At 34.9% G+C, this 19,927-nt stretch carries 17 protein-coding genes; 8 read left to right on the top strand and 9 right to left on the bottom strand.

From position 1 onward, the window contains the following. Positions 1–76 precede the first annotated feature (76 nt). The 6 genes from NPX36_RS03990 to NPX36_RS03965 form a co-directional block, all read right to left on the bottom strand. Positions 77–2,284 carry a patatin-like phospholipase family protein gene (locus NPX36_RS03990; protein WP_257500122.1) on the bottom strand — a complete coding sequence of 736 codons (2,208 nt, stop codon included), beginning with the start codon at positions 2,282–2,284 and terminating at the stop codon, positions 77–79. A gap of 99 nt (positions 2,285–2,383) precedes the next feature. Beyond that, positions 2,384–3,139, bottom strand: coding sequence for an NAD(P)H-binding protein (locus NPX36_RS03985; protein WP_257500121.1), 756 nt, complete (start codon positions 3,137–3,139; stop codon positions 2,384–2,386). Position 3,140: 1 nt separating this feature from the next. Further along, a complete protein-coding gene (locus NPX36_RS03980) occupies positions 3,141–4,664 on the bottom strand; it encodes a carbon-nitrogen hydrolase family protein (protein ID WP_257500120.1) in 1,524 nt (507 codons plus the stop codon). A 243-nt stretch (positions 4,665–4,907) separates the two neighbouring features. After that, positions 4,908–5,465 (bottom strand): autotransporter outer membrane beta-barrel domain-containing protein, encoded by a 558-nt coding sequence (locus NPX36_RS03975; protein WP_257500119.1) that lies wholly within the window; start codon positions 5,463–5,465, stop codon positions 4,908–4,910. Between the two features lie 160 nt (positions 5,466–5,625). After that, complete coding sequence (locus NPX36_RS03970; protein WP_257500118.1) at positions 5,626–6,219, bottom strand: hypothetical protein; 594 nt, start codon at positions 6,217–6,219, stop codon at positions 5,626–5,628. Positions 6,220–6,314: 95 nt separating this feature from the next. After that, positions 6,315–7,568 carry an aspartate kinase gene (locus tag NPX36_RS03965; RefSeq protein ID WP_257500117.1) on the bottom strand — a complete coding sequence of 418 codons (1,254 nt, stop codon included), beginning with the start codon at positions 7,566–7,568 and terminating at the stop codon, positions 6,315–6,317. Between the two features lie 167 nt (positions 7,569–7,735). Between NPX36_RS03965 and fbp the strand changes: the two genes are divergently transcribed. The 3 genes from fbp to NPX36_RS03950 all read left to right on the top strand — a co-directional run bounded on the left by fbp (position 7,736) and on the right by NPX36_RS03950 (position 11,335). Further along, positions 7,736–8,731, top strand: a complete 996-nt coding sequence (fbp, locus tag NPX36_RS03960; RefSeq protein WP_257500116.1) for a class 1 fructose-bisphosphatase — start codon at positions 7,736–7,738, stop codon at positions 8,729–8,731. A 69-nt stretch (positions 8,732–8,800) separates the two neighbouring features. Next, positions 8,801–9,562, top strand: a complete 762-nt coding sequence (locus tag NPX36_RS03955; protein ID WP_257500115.1) for an SIMPL domain-containing protein — start codon at positions 8,801–8,803, stop codon at positions 9,560–9,562. Between the two features lie 102 nt (positions 9,563–9,664). Continuing rightward, positions 9,665–11,335 (top strand): IS1182 family transposase, encoded by a 1,671-nt coding sequence (locus NPX36_RS03950; protein ID WP_257500114.1) that lies wholly within the window; start codon positions 9,665–9,667, stop codon positions 11,333–11,335. Here the strand turns inward: NPX36_RS03950 and NPX36_RS03945 are convergent. Then, positions 11,324–11,803 (bottom strand): tellurite resistance TerB family protein, encoded by a 480-nt coding sequence (locus tag NPX36_RS03945; protein ID WP_257500113.1) that lies wholly within the window; start codon positions 11,801–11,803, stop codon positions 11,324–11,326. The genes NPX36_RS03950 and NPX36_RS03945 overlap by 12 nt on opposite strands. A 221-nt stretch (positions 11,804–12,024) precedes the next feature. Here NPX36_RS03945 and NPX36_RS03940 point away from each other — a divergent pair, with 221 nt between their 5' ends. The 4 genes from NPX36_RS03940 (at position 12,025) to NPX36_RS03925 (ending at position 14,656) form a co-directional block, all read left to right on the top strand. Next, entirely contained in the window at positions 12,025–12,471 is a 447-nt protein-coding gene (locus tag NPX36_RS03940) for a deoxycytidylate deaminase (protein ID WP_257500112.1), read from the top strand. Then, positions 12,464–14,038, top strand: a complete 1,575-nt coding sequence (locus NPX36_RS03935) for a S41 family peptidase (RefSeq protein ID WP_257500111.1) — start codon at positions 12,464–12,466, stop codon at positions 14,036–14,038. The genes NPX36_RS03940 and NPX36_RS03935 overlap by 8 nt, the downstream gene beginning before the upstream one ends. Before the next feature lie 68 nt (positions 14,039–14,106). Continuing rightward, on the top strand, positions 14,107–14,238 hold the full coding sequence (locus NPX36_RS03930; protein WP_257500110.1) for a hypothetical protein: 132 nt from the start codon (positions 14,107–14,109) through the stop codon (positions 14,236–14,238). After that, complete coding sequence (locus NPX36_RS03925) at positions 14,222–14,656, top strand: hypothetical protein (RefSeq protein WP_257500109.1); 435 nt, start codon at positions 14,222–14,224, stop codon at positions 14,654–14,656. The genes NPX36_RS03930 and NPX36_RS03925 overlap by 17 nt, the downstream gene beginning before the upstream one ends. Positions 14,657–14,740: 84 nt before the next feature. Here the strand turns inward: NPX36_RS03925 and lepA are convergent, their stop codons facing one another. Further along, on the bottom strand, positions 14,741–16,537 hold the full coding sequence (gene lepA, locus NPX36_RS03920) for a translation elongation factor 4 (protein ID WP_257500108.1): 1,797 nt from the start codon (positions 16,535–16,537) through the stop codon (positions 14,741–14,743). Positions 16,538–16,802: 265 nt separating this feature from the next. Between lepA and NPX36_RS03915 the strand changes: the two genes are divergently transcribed. Then, a complete protein-coding gene (locus tag NPX36_RS03915) occupies positions 16,803–17,507 on the top strand; it encodes a hypothetical protein (protein WP_257500107.1) in 705 nt (234 codons plus the stop codon). 116 nt (positions 17,508–17,623) lie between these two features. On the opposite strand, the gene NPX36_RS03910 is transcribed toward NPX36_RS03915, so the two are convergent. After that, positions 17,624–19,921, bottom strand: coding sequence for a zinc-dependent metalloprotease (locus tag NPX36_RS03910; RefSeq protein WP_257500106.1), 2,298 nt, complete (start codon positions 19,919–19,921; stop codon positions 17,624–17,626). Positions 19,922–19,927 lie beyond the last annotated feature (6 nt).

The following is a 19,927-nucleotide window of genomic DNA, read 5'->3' as shown; positions in this document are numbered from 1 at the left end:
AAATATAAAAACTATTTTTTTGAGATGTATTAAATTTAAGAAAAAATAAAAAGAATCATTTAAAAAAGAACCTCATTTAAAACCAAAAACCCAAACTAAACCAAGTGTAATGCTTTTTTACCTCGGGCGAATAGGATTGTTTAATTTCTAATGGACCAATAACTGTTTGAAAACCATAACCCAAAGCATACCCCGATTTTATGGGCTGTTCTAACCAATCGTTGTACTGAAACATGGCGTTTTGCAAGTGCATATAATTGGCGGTGAAATTGAGATGGTGTTTTTTATAGAAACGGTAATCCACTCTAAAAAGGGCTTTTAGATAGGTGTTGGCATTTAAACTTAAAAAATCATAGCCAAAAAAGGGTTTGATGTTAGATATTGATTGAAAACCGTATCCGCCTAAAAAATAATTCAGGTTTGTGGAAGGCAAACTGCCAATGGTTAAGCCCACGTCTGCTTTTGCTTCAAAGGAAATGCGATTAAAAAATGTTTTTACAGTTCCCAATTCGCCATTGATTTGTGTAAAGGGTTCAAAATTTTCGTTATAGTCTGACGATAAAAAAGTGTGTTTAATTTCTGCGTTGAAATTTAAACCTTGGGTGGGGAAATATTTATTGTCGTACGTGTCTAAAACGAGGTTAAAATACGAGCTAACATAGTGGCTGTTGTCTAACCAATTTTTGCTGAGGTTTACATTGCTTATATCCACAATCTGGTATTTGTGTTCTAAGCCCAAGCCAATAAGAAATTTATTGTTGTAATAATTTTGCAGATATAAGCGGTTGGTTAAATCGGTAAATTTGGTGCTGAATGTTTCTAATGTGAAAAACTGGTCGGTAATAATGGGTTTTTCGTCGGTTAATACATTGTATTTGAATTTATTAAGCCTGCTTTGTGCACCAAAACTCCATCGTAATCCATTGTCTATAAAATAATTAAAATTGTATCGCACATTGTCGCCAAAAACAAAATCCAGCGAAGCTACATCGTTTTTAAAAAGAAGCTTTTTTTGGGTTATATTTACTAATGCGGCACTTTTATACAAATTGTCAAAATGCAAACCAAATTTTAGAAATCGGTTAATGGTATTTTCCTTTAGATGCAACACTAAATAATCGCCTGTATCGTCGCCTTTTTCAAAATGATAATTAATACTGCTGAAATTTTGAGTGGCATTTAGATTGGTGATGCCGTGTTTTAATTCGTTAAACGATACACATTGTTCTTTAAAATAGCCCAATTTTCCAAAAACATAATCTTTGTTATAATTTTTTAAAGCGTTTATTTTTACTTCTTTGATAGCCAAATCATCGTGTAATAAATATTCAGGAAGTTTCTTTTTTGTGTAACCATTGCTGATTTTTTGTAAGTCTGCCGTTTTTTCTCGGGCAGCATCGATTCCTTTTTGAATGATTTCGTTTCCTTTATCAAAAGTTACAACAGAGAAGTTTGAAATATCGGGTTTCATGTAAATATCAGTGGCATTTTTCTTTTCTTCCATCCCTTGATACATACTGTAGTTGGCAATTTGCATTAAAATATCAAAAACGCCTTTTATTTCGCTGCGGTCTTTTTTGCCGTCTTGCACATCCACACCAATAATTACATCTACACCTTTATCGCGTAATTCTTTTATAGGATAATTATTAACCACGCCGCCGTCTATCAACAAACGATTGTCTATTTCAACAGGCGTGTATAAAGAGGGAAACGCGCCACTAGCCAAAATACTTTGTGCCAAATTTCCTTTTTCAAGCACCACGGCTTCCCCTGTAACCACATCGGTAGCCACGCAAAGAAAAGGAATGGGCAATTGCGTAAAATCATTTTCATAACGCACATGCGCCAGCAACTTGTTTAGTAAGTTATAGTTGTACATGCCCTTTGAAAGCGAAACGGGACTTCCTATTTTGAATTGATCAAACGGAAGCTGCAATGCATAAATTTCATCGTTTCTTTTTTCATAAAACGACTTGGAATTTCTAGGGATATAATCTTGTAATAGCGCATCGGCATCAACCGATTTAAAGATAGAATCTAACTGATTGGCGGTGTATCCCGATGCATACAAACCACCAATTATGGCGCCCATGCTGGTACCCGCAATATAATCTACTTGTACACCTTCTTCTTCAAGTACTTTTAAAACACCAATATGTGCCAAACCTTTTGCACCACCACCACTGAGAACCAACCCAACTTTAGGACGCTGATTTTCTTGAGGAAAAGCGGAAAGGCACAAGCAAAATAAAAAGCTTGTAAGAATAAATTTAAGCATCATATTTGGCTATTTTATAATATACTGATTTCTTTAGTGTTGCTCAAATTTAATTAAAATTAAGGAATAATTGGTTTGGAGTGGGATGAAAAAAATTAATTTTCAGGGGTTTATATCTAAAAAGCTTTCTATTTTCTCTGTTGATACTACTCGGTTTTTGGGTGAAGAAGTATATGAAAACGGAGGTAAAGATACATCATGTTCTTTTGCAGCATCTTGGTAAAAAACTTCTTTTGTTCTGTGGTCTGTTTCTACTAGATTAAAAACCGTATTAAGCAATGGTTGTTTAAGTAATAGGCAAATGGTTTTTAAGATGGTGTCTTGATACACAATGTTTACAGGTTCATTTCCATCTGTAATCTGGTCTTTTTTGGCTAAATGTTTTACAGGATGTCTGTTTTTTCCGATTAATCCACCAAGGCGTAGAATGGTAGCGTTAAATGCAGCATCTGTCAAAAAAACATCTTCGATACTTTTGAGTAGTTGTACCTTTGGAATAGTTAGCTTTAAAGCACTTGATTCTTTTACAATTCCTTCACAATCTTGATAAATGCCAGTGGAACTGCAAACTACGACATTTTTAATAGCGTGTTTTTTTAATACATCGGCTAAAGGATAAAAAACAGCAACGGCTTGCGGGGTTAGTGTACATATCAAAACATCTACATTTTTAAAAAAATCTAAACTGCCCGATACACCATTTAGTGACAACACTACTGTAAAAGCGTTCAAACCTTGCGTTTGCAAAAGCTCTTTTTTTTCATTGGTAGTTACCGAAACCTTTACCGTATGATTTTTGCTTAATACCTTTGCCAATTCGGTTCCTAACCACCCCGCGCCTAAAATTGCTATATTCAATTTATTTTAATTTTCTTAGTTTATATAAATCCAATCTTCGATCCTTTTTAATACGCACACTTCCCAATTCGTGTAGTTCTTTTAAAGCGTTTAATTCCACATCAACAATCAACGTCATTTCGGTATTTGGTGTAGCTTCGGCTTTGACACCATTATTTGGAAAAGCAAAATCAGATGGAGTGAAAACGGCTGCTTGCCCGTATTGAATATCCATATTATTTACTTTTGGAAGGTTTCCTACACAACCGGTAATAGCCACATAACACTCGTTTTCAATAGCACGAGCTTGGGCACAACTACGCACGCGGGTGTATCCGTTTTGCGTATCGGTTAAATAGGGAACAAAAAGAATTTCCATACCATCATCGCTCATTAGTCTGGAAAGTTCCGGAAACTCTACATCATAACAGATAATAATACCTATTTTTCCGCAATCGGTATCAAACGTTTGTATCACATCGCCGCCCTGCATTCCCCAATACAGTCGTTCGTTTGGTGTGATATGTATTTTTCGGTACATTTCGGAAGATCCATCGCGTTTGCATAAAAAGCCTACATTATAAAGTACATTTTCATCTAAATACGGCATACTTCCTGTGATGATATTGATATTGTATTGAATGGCGAGTTCTTGAAAACGTTTTTGAATGGTATCGGTATATTTTGCTAGTTCACGTATGGCTTCCGATTCAGATAAATGGTTGTAATCGGCCATAAGGGGTGCCACAAACAATTCAGGGAATGTTGCAAAATCACTTTCATAACCCGAAACGGCATCGATGAAAAATTCTGCCTGATCAAAAAATTCCTCTAAATTGTTCAAAGGCCGCATTTGCCATTGTATTAAACCTAAGCGAACCACGCTTTTTTTGGTATTGATTAATACAGGTGATTTATCGTATGAAATATTGTTCCACTCCAGCAAAACGGCATAATCACGCGAATCGCGATCGCCTTCTAAATAGTTGCGAAGCAATCTTTTAATGTGGAAATCGTTATTAACCTGAAACGAAATAACAGGATCATGAATTTCCTTTGTTTTTACTTTTTCAAGATATTGCTTTGGAGTTAAATCTTTGGAATAATTATGGTAATTTGGAATGCGACCGGCAAAAATAATCGATTTTAAATTGAGCTGTTCGCACAATTCTTTTCGTCCATCATACAAACGTCTTCCTAGTCGCAAACCACGGTAATTGGGGTGAATGAACACGTCTATTCCATACAAAACTTCCCCGTCAGGATTGTGTGTGTTAAACTTTCCATCGGTTATAATATCGTTGTATTTATGGTTTGAAAGAGCAACACTTTCATCAACAATTAGTGACAAAGCAGCACCCACAACAACATCATCTACTACAATAACGATTTGCCCTTCAGGAAAAATCTTTAATAATCGTCGAATTTCTTCTTTTTTCCAATACGGATCATCAACACCTTCTTCGTATGCTTGCAGCATTGAGTTCTTTAATCCGATATAATCTTCAATTTCTAAATTTCGTAGTTCAACTTTGTTAATTTGCATTTTTTTCAAAATTTTTTTTTAAGATAAAGAAAAAGCAGCAACTTTTTCTTAAATAAAACTAAAAATAATCTGATTTTGAAACTAAAAAAGGTTTTAAATTTTAAAAAATATTTGAATTGATTGATTTGTAGGTAATTGAAAGGCTTTTTGTAATCTATTTCTCAAAATAAGTAAACTGCTTTTAAACAAAAAAGTCTGCATCATTTAAATAATACAGACTTTTTTAGGTTTTTAAAGTAACCCTTAAAACGTGTAGCCCAACTTCACACCAGCTTTAAATACGAAGTTATCAAAATGGCGGTTATCGATGCCACCTTTGCCACGCACTTCCCATTTCCAATTGAAACCAACCGATGGGTCGATACTTAAATTTTTACTAAGATGTATTTTGTATCCAAGATTGGGGTTAAAAATACTCCAGAAACTGTACTTTCCTTCAAAATTTTCTCCATTGATCATTTCGTCGAATTTGATTTGTCCGTGTGTAATAAAGTTTTCTGCATAGAAACCTTCTCGAACTCCTTTTTTGAAATAGGTGCGGCTACCCAATTCAACCACAAACCCTTCTCCAGTGCTTTTTAAATAATTGTTGTCGTATTCCACTTGTCCGTAACTAACATTCAACAAGCGCGATGTTAAGCGTTCGTCTTTTTTAGCTTCTTTTGTGAATTCTATGCTAACACCGTATTGTGTAGGTTCGGAAAAGTTGTAGTTTGCAGAGATGGTTACCACATCTTTTTGTTGTTCTTGGGCAAAAGCACTTGTTGAGATTAGGGCTAAAAGGTAAATAATTCTTTTCATACTATTTTGTTGTTTTATGATTTGTTAGGGTCAACCCAAATTGCGTGCCAAAATTTTGTTAAAACTAAAAAAACTACTAAAAGTAGTAGCTTTAATAGATTTAATTTTTATAGTGTATCTTATTTAAGAGGGTAAAAACTCTTTGTTTTAAATTCTTCTGTTACATACAATTGTTGTATTTTTCAAATAGTTTGTCGAAGTTTATTTTTTCTATTTCTAAATGTTTTGGAGCACCATTTTGTTTTATGAAATTCCACTTTGCTTTTTTGTCGATTTGCATTGGCTGAATTTTTTCACTTAATTGATAAATTTGTCTATTCGTAAGGTTGAAAAAGACCTCACTATATATTTCAAATTTTGAGGAAGGAAATTTTTTATTTAGGTTGTATTCAGTATCCCATAAGTATAAAACTTCGTTTTGATTAATTTCAATAATGTATAAGTCACTCTCGTCATCATACTCTGGTGCTATTGCAATTTTTTTAGCAGTAATTAGACAAGTGTCAACCGTTCCTTTGACTATAATTGTATTTAGTTGTTCTAAAAATGACTTACATTTTTTTCTTTTTTTGTAGATTTCATATGGTGCAAAAAAGACAAATGCAAATAGTAAAACGGCAGTTGTTCCTGAAAGGAAAAGCCAAAAACTATCAGTAACTTTAAAAGAAATATATATTAAAACTGTTCCCAAAATTGTAGCTGCAACAAAATGATGGAGTTTAATTTTACTGCTTTTTTCTTTTTCTTTCTGCAATTTCAAGGTGTTTAATATTCGTAGTTCGTCAGGGTATAAATTCCTTGTCTTAAAGTGAATATTCATGATACTAATCTGTGTATCTGTGGTAAAAATTACTCTTTTATAACAATTTGCATGGTTTCGCGATTAATTTGCTGCAAAAGCACTGCTTTGTTTGCAATTACTTTTTCAGCAGCTTCGGGCGTGAAATGTCGAATGGTATAAAGCGATACATTTTCGTTGTATGTAATCTTGAAATTGTTGTCTAAATCTTCTAGAATGTGTTCAAAGTTGCCAAATTTATCTTCCACGCAAACCGTGAAACTAATTGCCGCATTTTGTATAACATTTACTTTTATGTGTTGATCGGCAAACAATTTAAAAATATCGCTTACTTGGTGTTCCATAATAAACGAAAAATCTTTTGAAGCAATAGAAATAAGTAATTGGTTTTTCTTTACAATAAAACAGGCAGTGTGAGGTTCTAAATCGGCACCTTTAGAAACCGATGTTCCCGGCAAGGTTGGGTTTACAAACGATTTAACAAACAAGGGGATTTCTTTTCTTTGTAAAGGTTGTAAGGTTTTTGGGTGAATGACCGATGCTCCGTAAAAAGCCAATTCAATGGCTTCGTGATACGAAATTTGGTTCAATAAAACAGTGTCTTCAAAATATCTTGGATCGGCATTTAAAACACCCGGCACATCTTTCCAAATGGTTACGCTTTCGGCATTCAAACAATAAGCAAAGATCGCAGCCGAATAATCAGATCCTTCTCTGCCTAAAGTAACCGAAAAGTGATTGGGATCAGACCCTATAAAACCTTGGGTTACATAGAGTTTTTTGCCTTGTAATTGATTGGTGATATTTTGTTCGGTTGCTTTCCAATCTACCAAACCATCGCGGTATGTGGTGTCGGTTTTAATCAAATTACGGGCATCAATCCAAATGTTTTCAATGCTTTGATCGTTAAAAAAATAACTTAAAATGGTAGTAGAAATAATTTCGCCATACGAAACAATTTGATCGTACACAAAATTGTAATTGGGCGATTTGTTGGTAGAAAGGAAAAATTCCATTTCTACGAATAAAACACGTACTTTGTCAAAAACCAAATGGCTTTTATTTTCAAACAATTCATTCAGAATTTCTAAATGGTAATCAGAAACAATTTGTAGGGCGTTTTTTAGCTCTTCGGGTTTCTTAAAATAAGCGTTCACCACATCTTCCAAGGCGTTTGTGGTTTTGCCCATTGCCGATGCAATGATTAAACTATTGTTGAAACCAACGGTTTTTAATACATGTAACACGTTGCGAATTGCTTGCGGATCTTTGATAGACGCACCACCAAATTTGAATACTTTCATTTTGCTTATTAGTAAATTAGGTTCATAAAAAAATAGAATTGTTTTGTTTGTTTGCGGCAAAAATAATGAACCGTTTTCATTGAACAATAACTACATTGCAAAAAACTTAAAAGAAATGGGTTTATATTTACATTTTACCGATATTTGTACCAGTTTTACAATAAAAAATGGAAGAAAGATATACTACTTTAGGTGAATTTATAATAAAGAAGCAGCAGGATTTTGCGTATTCTTCGGGTGAATTATCTCGGTTAATGAACTCTATTCGTTTGGCATCGAAGATTGTGGCGCAAAAAGTAAACCAAGCAGGTTTGGTAGATATTACCGGAGCTTTCGGAAGCGAAAACATTCAAGGCGAACAGCAACAAAAGTTAGATGTTTTTGCCAACGAAGTGTTTATCCAAACGCTTATTAACCGCGAAATTGTTTGCGGAATTGCATCGGAAGAAAACGATGATTTTATTACCGTTTGCGGAGCCGATGGCAACAACAATAATAAATATGTGTTGCTGATGGATCCTTTAGATGGTTCATCAAATATAGATGTGAATGTTTCTGTTGGAACTATTTTTTCTGTGTATCGTCGTATTTCAGAACCAGGAACACCGGTTACCCAGGCCGATTTTCTTCAAAAAGGAATTCACCAAGTGGCAGCGGGTTATGTGATTTATGGTTCTAGTACCATGTTGGTTTACACAACCGGCAATGGTGTAAATGGGTTTACGTTAGATCCATCTTTGGGAACGTTCTTTTTATCGCATCCCGATATGAAAATAAGTGCTAACGGTTCTATATTTTCTGTTAACGAAGGAAATTTCAATCAGTTTCAGCAAGGGGTAAAAGATTATATTTCTTTTTGTAAGGATGATTCCAACAAAAAACCATACAGCGGTAGATACATTGGCAGTTTGGTAGCTGATGTGCACAGAAATATCTTAAAAGGAGGTATTTATATGTATCCCGGAACCACATCAAAACCCAACGGAAAATTGCGTTTATTGTATGAATGTAATCCTTTTGCCATGATTATTGAACAAGCGGGCGGAAAAGCAACCGACGGGCACCAACGAATTTTAGAAATTGAACCCACCGAATTGCATCAACGCGTGCCAATTTTCTGCGGAAGTAAAAATATGGTTGATAAATTAGAAAGTTATTTGTAAAATATTAAATAGTCTGAAGAAATTCAGGCTATTTTTTTTAAATTAGCAAGAAGATTAATCAGGAAAATCATGGAAAACAAAAGTATATCAAAAGCAGTAATTCTAAGCGTGTCCATTATAATAGGTCTTTTTTTGTTAGGCTTTTTTATATTTAAAGGACTTAAAACATTTAGCGACAAAGACCGCGTTGTAGCCGTAAAAGGACTCGCAGAAATGGAAATGAAAGCCACTTCTGCTTGGGTTACACTAAGTTTTTCGTTTTCGGGCGATGATTTAAAAGGCGTTATCAACCAAACAGAGGTTAAAAAGAACAACGTTATAACTTATTTGGAAAGTATTGGATATGCAAAAGATGCAATAAAAGTGAACAATTTGAATGTTACCGATCGCCAAACATACTATTCCAGCGAATGGCGTGATGGCAAAGAAGTTCAAATTAAAATTGATCGATACACAGCCGCACAAAGCCTTTCAATAAAATCTAATGAAGTAGAAGAACTGGAAAGTAAAGCATCGAAAATAGAGCTTGATTTAATTAGTAAAGATCTAACATCAAAAATATATGTTGCATACACCTTTCCCGAACTAAACACGATAAAGCCAAAGTTAATAGCAGAAAGTACAAAAAACGCCCGGATTGCAGGGGAGCAATTTGCAAACGACTCGCAGGCGCAATTGGGAAAAATAAAAACGGCCTCACAAGGACAAATTTCTATTGTGGGTAATTATAGATATTACGATGGCGAAGGCGCTGAACCTTCGGAAAGCCCCAAAGAACCTTATATGCAAAAAGCAAGAGTGGTGAGTACCATTGTGTTTTTCTTAGAATAAAAAAGGATAAAAAAGAAGCTGTCCAAAAAGTTTGGGCAGCCCTTTTTTTGTTGTGTTTTCTCTAAAAAATTCGTATTTTAGAGTTGAACAAAAAACCCAACTATGGCTAAGGTAACATTTAAAAATCAAACAGGCAACTCTCCAGAACTTTTCCCTATCAATATTTTTGATTTGATTCCAGAAGACCACCCCGTTCGGTTGGTGGATTCGGTAGTTAATCAATTGGATATCAGCGATATTACAAATCTTTACTTAGGCGGAGGTTGCTCTGCATATCATCCGAGAATGATGATTAAAGTGTTGTTTTACAGCTATTTGTCCAACGTTTATTCGTGTAGAAAAATCGCCAAAGCCCTTACCGAAAACATTCATTTTATGTACATTTCGGGAAATTCTACGCCAAATTTTAGAACCATCAACGAATTTAGAGGGAAAATTTTGAAGGAGAAAATCAAAGATTTGTTTGCCGAAGTGGTGAAAATGCTGGTAGAATTGGGCTACATCAGCCTTGATGTTCAGTATATTGACGGCACAAAAATAGAGGCAAAATCCAATAAATACACCTTCGTTTGGCGGGGTTCTGTGGAAAAGTACAAAGAAAAATTAGAAGTTAAAATCAATACGATTCTTTCAGATATTGAAAACAGTATTCAATCAGATAATCAAGAACTTAACAAGGAAGAACTGCCCAAAAAAATCAATTCCGAAGAACTAAAAGAGAAGTTATCTGAATTGAACAAAAAACTAAAAGAACCTACCAAAAAACAGGCAAAAGAGCTACAAAAACTTCAGGATGAGCATCTTCCAAAATTAGAAAAATACGAAAAAGACCTAGAAACTTTAGGCGATAGGAATTCGTACAGCAAAACCGACCCCGATGCTACTTTTATGCGGATGAAGGAAGATCACATGAAAAACGGACAACTTAAACCTGCCTATAATACGCAGATTTCAACTGAAAACCAGTTTATTACCCACGTTTCCATCCATCAAAAACCGGGGGATACCACGACTTTGGAATCGCATCTCGATGGTTTTGAAAATGCTTACAAAAAACAAAGCAAAGAAGTGGTTGCCGATGCGGGATACGGAAGTGAGGAGAATTACGAAATGCTTGAAAATAAAAACGTTACAGCGTATGTGAAGTATAATTATTTTCATGCAGAACAGAAAAAGAAGATGGAAAACAATCCGTTTTTGGTTCAGAATTTATTCTATAACCAAGAACAAGATTTTTACGTTTGTCCGATGGGTCAACGAATGGAAAATATAGGCAAAGGCAAACGAATATCGAGCAACGGACACGAATCGCAAGTGTCTTATTATCAAGCTAAAAACTGCAACAATTGTCCGCTTCGAGGGGAATGTTTCAATGCAAAAGGCAACCGAAAAATAGAAGTCAATCACCGATTAAATGAATTAAAACACAAGGCTAAAACATTATTAACCAGCCAAGAAGGTTTACAACACCGAAGCAAACGCCCGATAGAAGTAGAAGCTGTCTTTGGTCAACTCAAAAGCAATAATAAATTTAACAGATTTACATTCAAAGGATTAGAAAAAGTAGAATTAGAATTTCTACTGATGGCTCTTGGGCATAATTTTAGAAAAATGGTGGCAGTAGCAGTTGAGGGAAGAAAAACGGTATTCAAACGCCGTATTTTTGGTTCTAAACTTGTCATTTTTGTCGAATTTAGATGCTATCAGCGGTCTTTATTTCAAGAAAAGCAAAAAATTAACTTTATTGATGATGTTGAAAAGTTAGTAGTATAAAAAAGAGGCTATCCTTTTTGGACAGCCTCTTTCACTTATTGTTTTAATGTAAAGATCCATTTCCAACTTAAAATCCTCTAAACTATATTCCATTACCAACAAACTAAGCGCTTTATTGGTAATAGCCCGAATATCGCCTACAAATCCCAAAGCCGATGCAAATTTTTGCAAAATGGCTTTCTGTTCAGGACCCAAAATATGGTTAATAAACACAATATGCGCCAGATCAAACAAGCGCTCAATGCGTCGTTCCTGTAAATAAGGAGGATTTACGGGATATTTTGTTGGATCTTCTAAAATCGATTTAAAATCTTCTTCTGTAATATCCAGTTTACTTGCCAATGCTTCAATGAATTGGCGTTCTGTTTCCGTGTATTTTCCATCGCTAAAAGCAATGCGTACAATCGATGCAAAATGACCTTTATTTCTTTCTTTTAATCCGCTATCATAAATATCCTGATACGACATATATTTTTATTTTAAAATTACCTATTAAATTTAACTATTAAATAAAAAATATGCAATTATTTTCTTACATTTATCATAATTTTAATACATTTATCTTACTATAAAAATATTTTAAATACCCAAATATATCTTTCGTTTAAATTTTTAGAATTGTTTTTTTTATGTAATTTTGCACTACCAATTTCTGTTAAAAAAAACAAAATAGTTCCTTTTTTCAATATATGAAAAACCAAACAAAGCTTAATAAGTATGACAAAGCCTACTTAAAAATTGCAAAAGAGTGGGGGCAGTTATCTTATTGTCAGCGAAAAAAAGTGGGTGCCATTATCGTTAAAGATAAAATGATTATATCCGACGGATATAACGGTACGCCATCGGGTTTTGAGAACTGTTGTGAAGACGAAGAAGGAACAACCAAATGGTATGTGCTACACGCAGAAGCCAACGCCATTCTAAAAGTTGCCAAATCTACGCAATCGTGCGATAATGCAACACTTTACATTACAATGAGTCCTTGCAAAGACTGTAGCAAGTTAATTCACCAAGCAGGTATTGTGCGTGTGGTTTATCAAAATAGTTATAAAGATTTAGCTGGTATCGATTTTTTAAAGAGAGCTGGAGTGGAAGTGGTTCAGATAGAAGATTTAAGCTCTTTGTTGTATGAGTAAGAAAAATTATTTATGGCCTTTAATAACAATGGGTTCCTTGGCAGCCGGTATTGTTTTAGGCGGATTTTTTGCTAAAAACGGTGCCCCCTTTTCTGTTAAAGAAGAAAAAGGGCGCGTGAAGCTGAACAAACTTATCGACTTGATTGAGCAGGAATATGTGGACAACGTAGATACCGATTCCATTATCGATATGACGGTTAACAATATCCTTTCGCAACTAGATCCACACTCTACCTATATTTCAAAATCAGAATTTGATGAGGTTCAAAACGTGATGAAAGGTTCCTTTGTAGGTATAGGAATTAATTACCATATTTTAAACGATACTTTAGCGGTTGTAAAACCTTTGCCAGGCGGTCCTTCAGACAAAGCAGGACTAAAACCGGGCGACCGAATTCTATATGCCGAAAAGGTACAATTGTTCAATCAAGGTCTTTCCAACGATTCTATCGTAAACCTCTTAAAAGGAAATGCCGGCACAAAAGCACTTTTAAAAGTTTATAGAAAATCTACCAATAAAACCTTTGATGTTGAAATTGCACGAGGAGAAGTGCCTCTAAAAAGCGTGGATACTGCTATAAAAATTGATAGCGAAACAGGTTATATCAAAATAAACCGATTTTCAGAAACCACCTATTCCGAATTTAAAAACGGCTTGCAATCATTGTTGAACCAAGGGATTAATGAGTTGGTGCTAGACCTGCGCGAAAACGGCGGCGGGTATATGGAACCGGCTATCCAAATTGCTGATGATTTCTTAGACGGAAACGAAATCATTGTGAAAACAGTAAACAAAAAAGGTAACGTAAAAATCACCAAAGCATCGAACAAAGGGCTGTTTCCTAATAAAAAACTATATGTTCTCATCAATGAAAATTCGGCATCTGCAAGCGAGATTATTGCCGGAGCCATTCAAGATAACGACCGGGGAACAATCGTTGGCCGACGTTCTTATGGAAAAGGTTTGGTGCAACGCGAAATGTATTTAGGCGACGGATCTGCCGTTCGGTTGACCACAGCACGTTATTACACGCCTTCAGGTAGATCGATTCAAAAACCCTACAACGATGGACTAGATGAATACAATAGCGATCTAAGTAACCGTTTCAAATCAGGTGAGTTGTATTCTAAAGACAGTATTCATTTAGCAGACAGCCTTAAATTTAAAACAATAAAAGGCAGAGTTGTTTTTGGCGGTGGTGGTATTGTTCCAGATGTTTTTGTGCCGTTAAAAAACAAACACGGGGAAGACGCTATACAGCTTTTAATGAAAACATCGTTGGTAAGCTACTATGTTTTTGAGCAAATCGAAAAAGAACGTGCCGTTTTGGAAAAACTATCGCCCAAACAGTTAGCAGAGCGTATCTACAACAACCCAAAATATTTTAATGAGCTAAAAGCACATTTAAAAACAAGCGGACTTACATTTAACTTAGACCGTCACAAAAACAATATCATGTTTTACTTGGTTGCCGAATACGTGTACCAATTATACGACGATAATGCATATTACCACTGGATTTTACAACAAGACCCCATGATACAAAAAATAAACACCTTGCAATAAGGTGTTTTTTTTTCGGGTTTATTGAAAAAGTCATTTTTGTATATTTGAGGAAACAATCAAACAGTTATATGAAGAGATTTTTTCATTTATTGCCTTTTTTATTCGTTCTGAATTCATGCGGATTGATTATCGTAAACGGCTTTTCAGACGATTATAATAATTTAAAAGAACAACACAAAGCCAATGATTGTTTCTTTTAAACCCAACCAACCTGTAGATAAAAACCGCATTTTTGTTATTAATCCGGTTGAATTACGCACTGAAATAAAAAAATATCCTAAAGCATTGGTTTATACATTTGCAAGTGGTTGCTCGTCTGAGTTTTGTAAACCTTTATATGTTTATGAGAATTGGGCCCAAAAAAACAATTACAAACTTTTTCTGGTAATGGTAAGTTATGCCAATTTAGATTATACTTTGCAAGAAATATATGATTCGCAATTATATGTTATAGATAGTCATTACTTTAAAGAATCTCGCTTTAGAAGCTATGTTTCTTATTTTGAAAATGAATTACAAGGTTTAGACAGATATGCAAAAGATAAAACAATAGGGAATTTATTCTTTTTTGAAAATGGTGTCTTTATTAAAAATCTGCGCGAGTTACCTAGGGAATAATTAAGAAAAAACCGTCTCAAAACTAAGTCTTGAGACGGTTTTTTATAGCTGTTTGAATTTTAATCTAAAAACTCACAACCAATACTAATCATTCAGTTTTAAAACAGCCATAAATGCCGATTGTGGTATTTCTACGTTACCCACTTGGCGCATACGTTTTTTACCTGCTTTTTGTTTTTCTAACAATTTTCGCTTACGGGAAATATCACCACCATAACATTTTGCAGTAACATCTTTTCGCAACGCTTTAATGGTTTCACGTGCAATAATTTTTGCACCAATTGCAGCCTGAATAGGAATGTCGAACTGTTGACGAGGGATTAATTCGCGTAATTTTTCGCACATTTTTTTTCCAATATGATAGGCGTTGTCTTCGTGAATTAAAGCCGAAAGCGCATCCACATTTTGGCCGTTTAACAACACATCCAAGCGTACTAATTTAGAAGAGCGCATACCAATTGGGTGGTAATCAAACGAAGCATATCCTTTTGAAACCGTTTTTAATCGATCGTAAAAATCAAATACAATCTCTGCCAAAGGCATATCAAAATTCAATTCAACTCGGCTTTCTGTTAAATAAGTTTGGTTGGTTATTAATCCGCGTTTTTCAATACACAAACTCATTACTTGTCCCACAAAATCAGATTTGGTGATGATTGTGGCTTTAATAAAAGGCTCTTCAACACGGTCTAATTTCGATGGTTCTGGTAAATCAGACGGGTTATTAACCACAAACGGAGTATCAGGTTCTTTTTTGGTGTATGCAAAATACGAAACATTGGGAACGGTTGTAATCACCGTCATGTTAAACTCACGCTCTAAGCGTTCCTGAATAATTTCCATGTGCAACATTCCCAAGAATCCACAACGGAAACCAAAACCTAAAGCCGCCGAACTTTCTGCCTGAAAAACCAACGAAGCATCATTTAATTGCAATTTTTCCATCGAAGCACGCAAATCTTCGTAATCTTCTGTATCAACAGGATAAATTCCAGCAAAAACCATCGGTTTCACGTCTTCAAAACCGGTAATCATATTTTTGGTAGGGTTTACCGCATCAGTAATGGTGTCACCTACTTTTACTTCTTTTGCTTCTTTAATTCCCGAAATCAAATAACCAACATCGCCTGCAGAAATTTTCTGCTTTGGCACTTGGTTTAATTTCAACGTACCCACTTCATCGGCATAATATTCATTGCCCGTAGCCATGAATTTGATCTTTTGATTCTTTTTAATTTCTCCATTCAAAACACGGAAAATAACTTCAATTCCACGGAACGGATTGTAATGCGAATCAAAAATCAACGCCTGTAAAGGTTCGTCTGGATTTCCTTTTGGTGCCGGAATTTTCTCGATAATAGCTGCCAAAATATTTTCAACACCAAACCCAGTTTTACCCGATGCATGAATAATATCTTCTAATTTACAACCCAATAAATCAATAATATCATCACTTACTTCTTCAGGGTTTGCAGATGGTAAATCAACCTTATTCAACACAGGAATAATCTCTAAATCGTTCTCTAATGCCAAATAAAGATTTGAAATAGTCTGTGCCTGAATACTTTGCGCTGCATCAACAATCAACAATGCACCTTCGCAGGCAGCAATTGATCGAGAAACCTCGTATGAAAAATCTACGTGTCCCGGAGTATCAATCAAATTCAAGATATAATCTTCGCCTTTGTATTTATATTCCATTTGAATGGCATGACTTTTAATCGTAATACCACGTTCTCTTTCAAGGTCCATATTATCAAGCAATTGCGCTTTTTCTTCACGAGCCGTCACCGTTTGTGTGGCGCCTAACAAGCGGTCTGCCAAGGTACTTTTACCGTGGTCAATATGGGCGATAATACAAAAGTTTCTAATATTTTTCATTGGTGTAAAATGTCTAAAAATAATTTTTCTTTGGGCGTGCCGTTCGTCGTTCCTCCTTCGTCGGGCTATATGCTTCAAGTCCTCATTCTTGCGGGCTTTCCGCTTCTATCCCTCACGCAGTTTCCAAAGGCTATAATGTGCAAATATAGTTTATTTTTTTGGTAGATTTTTACGGTTTCATTTTTTAATAAAACAATTTTTAACATGAAAAATTAATAAAAAATCGTATATTTATTTCATTACTAATCAATAAATTAACCTTGTTATGAAATTTAAAGCAACTTTTTTTATGATATTGCTGTTTTCACTTACTGAAAGTGCAAAATCGCAAGCAATGCAGCAATATGTATTAGTCGAAACGGATCATTCCTTTCAAGACGCATCTGGTTTGCCATCGAATCTAGTGAATATGTCTATGCCTGAAAAAATCAAAACTACAGGCTCTGAATATGTAAACGAATCGTTCAGTGAAGCAACTGTAAATAATGGCTCTCAATTTTTTGATTTAAGATATAATAATTATACCGGCTATTTTGAATATAAAAAATCTGCAACGGAAACAATTATTATAGCAAAGGAAAAAAATAAAGAAATACAGTTTAAAGATGGTAGAAAATATGTTTTGAAGAATATTGTAGAAAAAAAAGAACAAAAACCAACCTATTTGCTGGCTGTGGGCAATTCTAGCAGTGCTGTAAAATTATTTAAAGAAGAAATTGTAACCTATATTGCTTATCAAGAAGCTTTAAATAGTTATCAAGAACAAAAATTACCAGAATATAAATGGCAAAAACCTTTGTATTTTATAGAACATGAAAATACTATAACTGCTGTTCAGAAGAGTAAAGACATAGAAAAAATGTTTCCTGCTCATGCCAAAGAAATCAAAAAATTTATTAAACAAAAAAACATCGATTTTAATTCTGATGATTTAATTTTGGTTCAAAACTATTTGAATTCGATTCTTTAAAAGAAGCATAATAGTAGAAAAAAAATGGAATGGTCAAATTACCTTTCAGATGAGATAAATTAGAAAAGGCTTGGATATTAAAAACCAAGCCTTTTCTAATACAAATGATATTATAGCTACTTCTTAATGAATTTATGTGTAGTAGTGTGTTTATCCGTTTTAATAACCAAAATGTATGTGCCTGTGGTTAAATCAGCAACATTTATCTGCTGGTCAATTATACTAGAATTTTGGTGAAAAACCGTTTTAATTAATCTTCCGTTTAAATCAAAAATATTAAATGTAACGGTTCCGGTATCTTTCGTAGAAAAGGCAACATTTAAAACACTTGTAGTAGGATTAGGATAGATTTTCAAATCGTTTAAAGCCAATTCTTCAGTGCTTAAATTTGGATCCCACAAAGTGAACTTTTTAGAAACGGTATAGAAAATGTTTCCAACTGCTTCAATTTTTATTCGCGCCTCATACGTGCTGGTTAAATTGGTTGGTATAGTAACTGTTGCAGACCCGTTATTGGGTACGTTGGAAGCAATAGGCGTAAACGTTAGTCCTGCATCTGTTGATACTAAAATGTTTACATTGGTAGTATTTATATTATTTGCAGTGGTACCTGCCACATTCCAAGTAATTGTTTTGGTAGAACCCATAAACCATACTGGTTCGGTAGTGTTTGGGTTGTTGTTTGGTGCTGTTATTACAAAAGGTCCAGTATTGGCAACTGTGATTGTTGCGGGTTGGGTGTACACCACTCGTGCACCGTTTGCATTATTATCACGAACGGTTGCCACAAAACTGTATGTTCTTGCAACCATTGATAAACGTTCCCAATCATTACTTACCACACCATTTGTATTGGTAGTACCAGCTAAAACAGTTCCTAAATTAGGAAACGAGCGGTAATTATTCGCAGTAGGTGGCACAGACCTAAATGCGGGACCGATAGTCGTGGTTGCACTAGGTGGTTGCGAAGTTATTTGTGGATTGTTTTGTTCAAATGCATAGGTTAGAGCATCGCCGTCGGCATCGGTAGCTGTTACACTCAATATAAAAGGTGTTCCATAAGGAATGGTTTTGGGGGTTAATGGCGTTACAACCGGCGCTGCATTTGCAACAGTGGTTTGCTGCGCACACGTAGCAGAAAGTAAAAAAGTTTGCATTTCGCGAATACTTACATAATGATAATAAGCATCAACGTTGCTTTGCATGTCGGGTGGGCAAATACCTGCATATGACATAATGGTGCTTCCGCTCCCTGTTTCTACGGCTGTAGAGTTGTTTCTGTTAAATTGGCAAGAGTTATTAAAGGTATGGTTTGCACCAAATTGATGTCCCATTTCATGGGCAACATAATCTACATCATAGGCATCGCCCACTGGTGCGGAAGATCCTGTGATTCCGGATGCTTTGCTCCATGAACTACATACCGAACCTAGTGCTGCCAATCCACCTTGACCCGTACTAAAAGTGTGCCCTATATCGTAATTTGATGAGCCAATTACATTATCTATAACCGTTTGGCTTTCATCAATTAAAAAATCGGCATCATTATTCGAGAAGTTATCAGATGTGATAAAAATAATATCTTTATTATTGGCAATAAGATTTAGGTGCACGTTGAGCTCTCTCTCAAAAATTTGATTTAAACGGGTTAATGAAACATTCATGGCTGCCAACACGATATTTTTCTTTTGATCTACCGTTGTGTTGGGTGTGCCAGCAGGAGCATTGTTAATGTGAAAAGCTGCATATTCTATCGTACATGCTAAAGCCAATCGGTAGGTTCTTCGTTTGTTATCTAAGCTGAAAGATTGAATAGGATTTTCTAACGAAGTAATGGCATCGTCAAAATGATCTCCAGTCACCAGACATGAAAAATTGCTTTTTGGTAATTCTAAGTTGTTTCTTTGATAAGCAATAACGTTGTTTAAATCGGTGGTATAATTATCAATATAAAAAACAGATCCATCGGTTTTCATTCCCATACCATGTAATCCAAATATGTCCGAAATACTAATACTAATACTGTTTCCTGGGTTTTTTATATCAACTGCTTTTAAACTTCGAATGTTTTTCACGGTTGATGCCAATTCTGATTCCATTGCTGGATTGTCGTAAACCCAATAATTAGAAAAATTCCCATTGCCATCGGGAAATGCCAATACTAATGGAGAAGGTTCATTAGACAAGGGCGGCGCGTCTTTCACGCGTTCAAACAAATTTTTTACATCCAATTGATAAATTTCAAAAGTATGTGGAATGTGTTTTCTCACAAATTTTTCTTTTTCCGAAAAATTGCGCTCTGAAGCATTTGAAAATGCATTAAACTGGGCAAATAGGTTTCCGGTACATAAAAGCACCACGAAACAAATCATTTTGTTGTAAAATTTCATGCGGTAGAAATATAATCTTTTCAAAAATAG

Origin of the sequence: Paenimyroides aestuarii, from assembly GCF_024628805.1 — a bacterium.
Classification (GTDB): Bacteria; Bacteroidota; Bacteroidia; order Flavobacteriales; family Flavobacteriaceae; genus Flavobacterium; species Flavobacterium aestuarii_A.
This window is presented reverse-complemented; position numbering and strand designations above follow the sequence as displayed.

Excerpts from the sequence above, each read along its gene's own strand:
- NPX36_RS03990 (WP_257500122.1), bottom strand. The coding sequence starts at position 2,284 with ATGATGCTTAAATTTATTCTTACAAGCTTTTTATTTTGCTTGTGCCTT.
- NPX36_RS03980 (WP_257500120.1), bottom strand. The coding sequence starts at position 4,664 with ATGCAAATTAACAAAGTTGAACTACGAAATTTAGAAATTGAAGATTAT.
- NPX36_RS03975 (WP_257500119.1), bottom strand. The coding sequence starts at position 5,465 with ATGAAAAGAATTATTTACCTTTTAGCCCTAATCTCAACAAGTGCTTTT.
- NPX36_RS03965 (WP_257500117.1), bottom strand. The coding sequence starts at position 7,568 with ATGAAAGTATTCAAATTTGGTGGTGCGTCTATCAAAGATCCGCAAGCA.
- fbp (WP_257500116.1), top strand. The coding sequence starts at position 7,736 with ATGGAAGAAAGATATACTACTTTAGGTGAATTTATAATAAAGAAGCAG.
- NPX36_RS03955 (WP_257500115.1), top strand. The coding sequence starts at position 8,801 with ATGGAAAACAAAAGTATATCAAAAGCAGTAATTCTAAGCGTGTCCATT.
- NPX36_RS03950 (WP_257500114.1), top strand. The coding sequence starts at position 9,665 with ATGGCTAAGGTAACATTTAAAAATCAAACAGGCAACTCTCCAGAACTT.
- NPX36_RS03945 (WP_257500113.1), bottom strand. The coding sequence starts at position 11,803 with ATGTCGTATCAGGATATTTATGATAGCGGATTAAAAGAAAGAAATAAA.
- NPX36_RS03940 (WP_257500112.1), top strand. The coding sequence starts at position 12,025 with ATGAAAAACCAAACAAAGCTTAATAAGTATGACAAAGCCTACTTAAAA.
- NPX36_RS03935 (WP_257500111.1), top strand. The coding sequence starts at position 12,464 with ATGAGTAAGAAAAATTATTTATGGCCTTTAATAACAATGGGTTCCTTG.
- NPX36_RS03930 (WP_257500110.1), top strand. The coding sequence starts at position 14,107 with ATGAAGAGATTTTTTCATTTATTGCCTTTTTTATTCGTTCTGAATTCA.
- NPX36_RS03925 (WP_257500109.1), top strand. The coding sequence starts at position 14,222 with ATGATTGTTTCTTTTAAACCCAACCAACCTGTAGATAAAAACCGCATT.
- lepA (WP_257500108.1), bottom strand. The coding sequence starts at position 16,537 with ATGAAAAATATTAGAAACTTTTGTATTATCGCCCATATTGACCACGGT.
- NPX36_RS03915 (WP_257500107.1), top strand. The coding sequence starts at position 16,803 with ATGAAATTTAAAGCAACTTTTTTTATGATATTGCTGTTTTCACTTACT.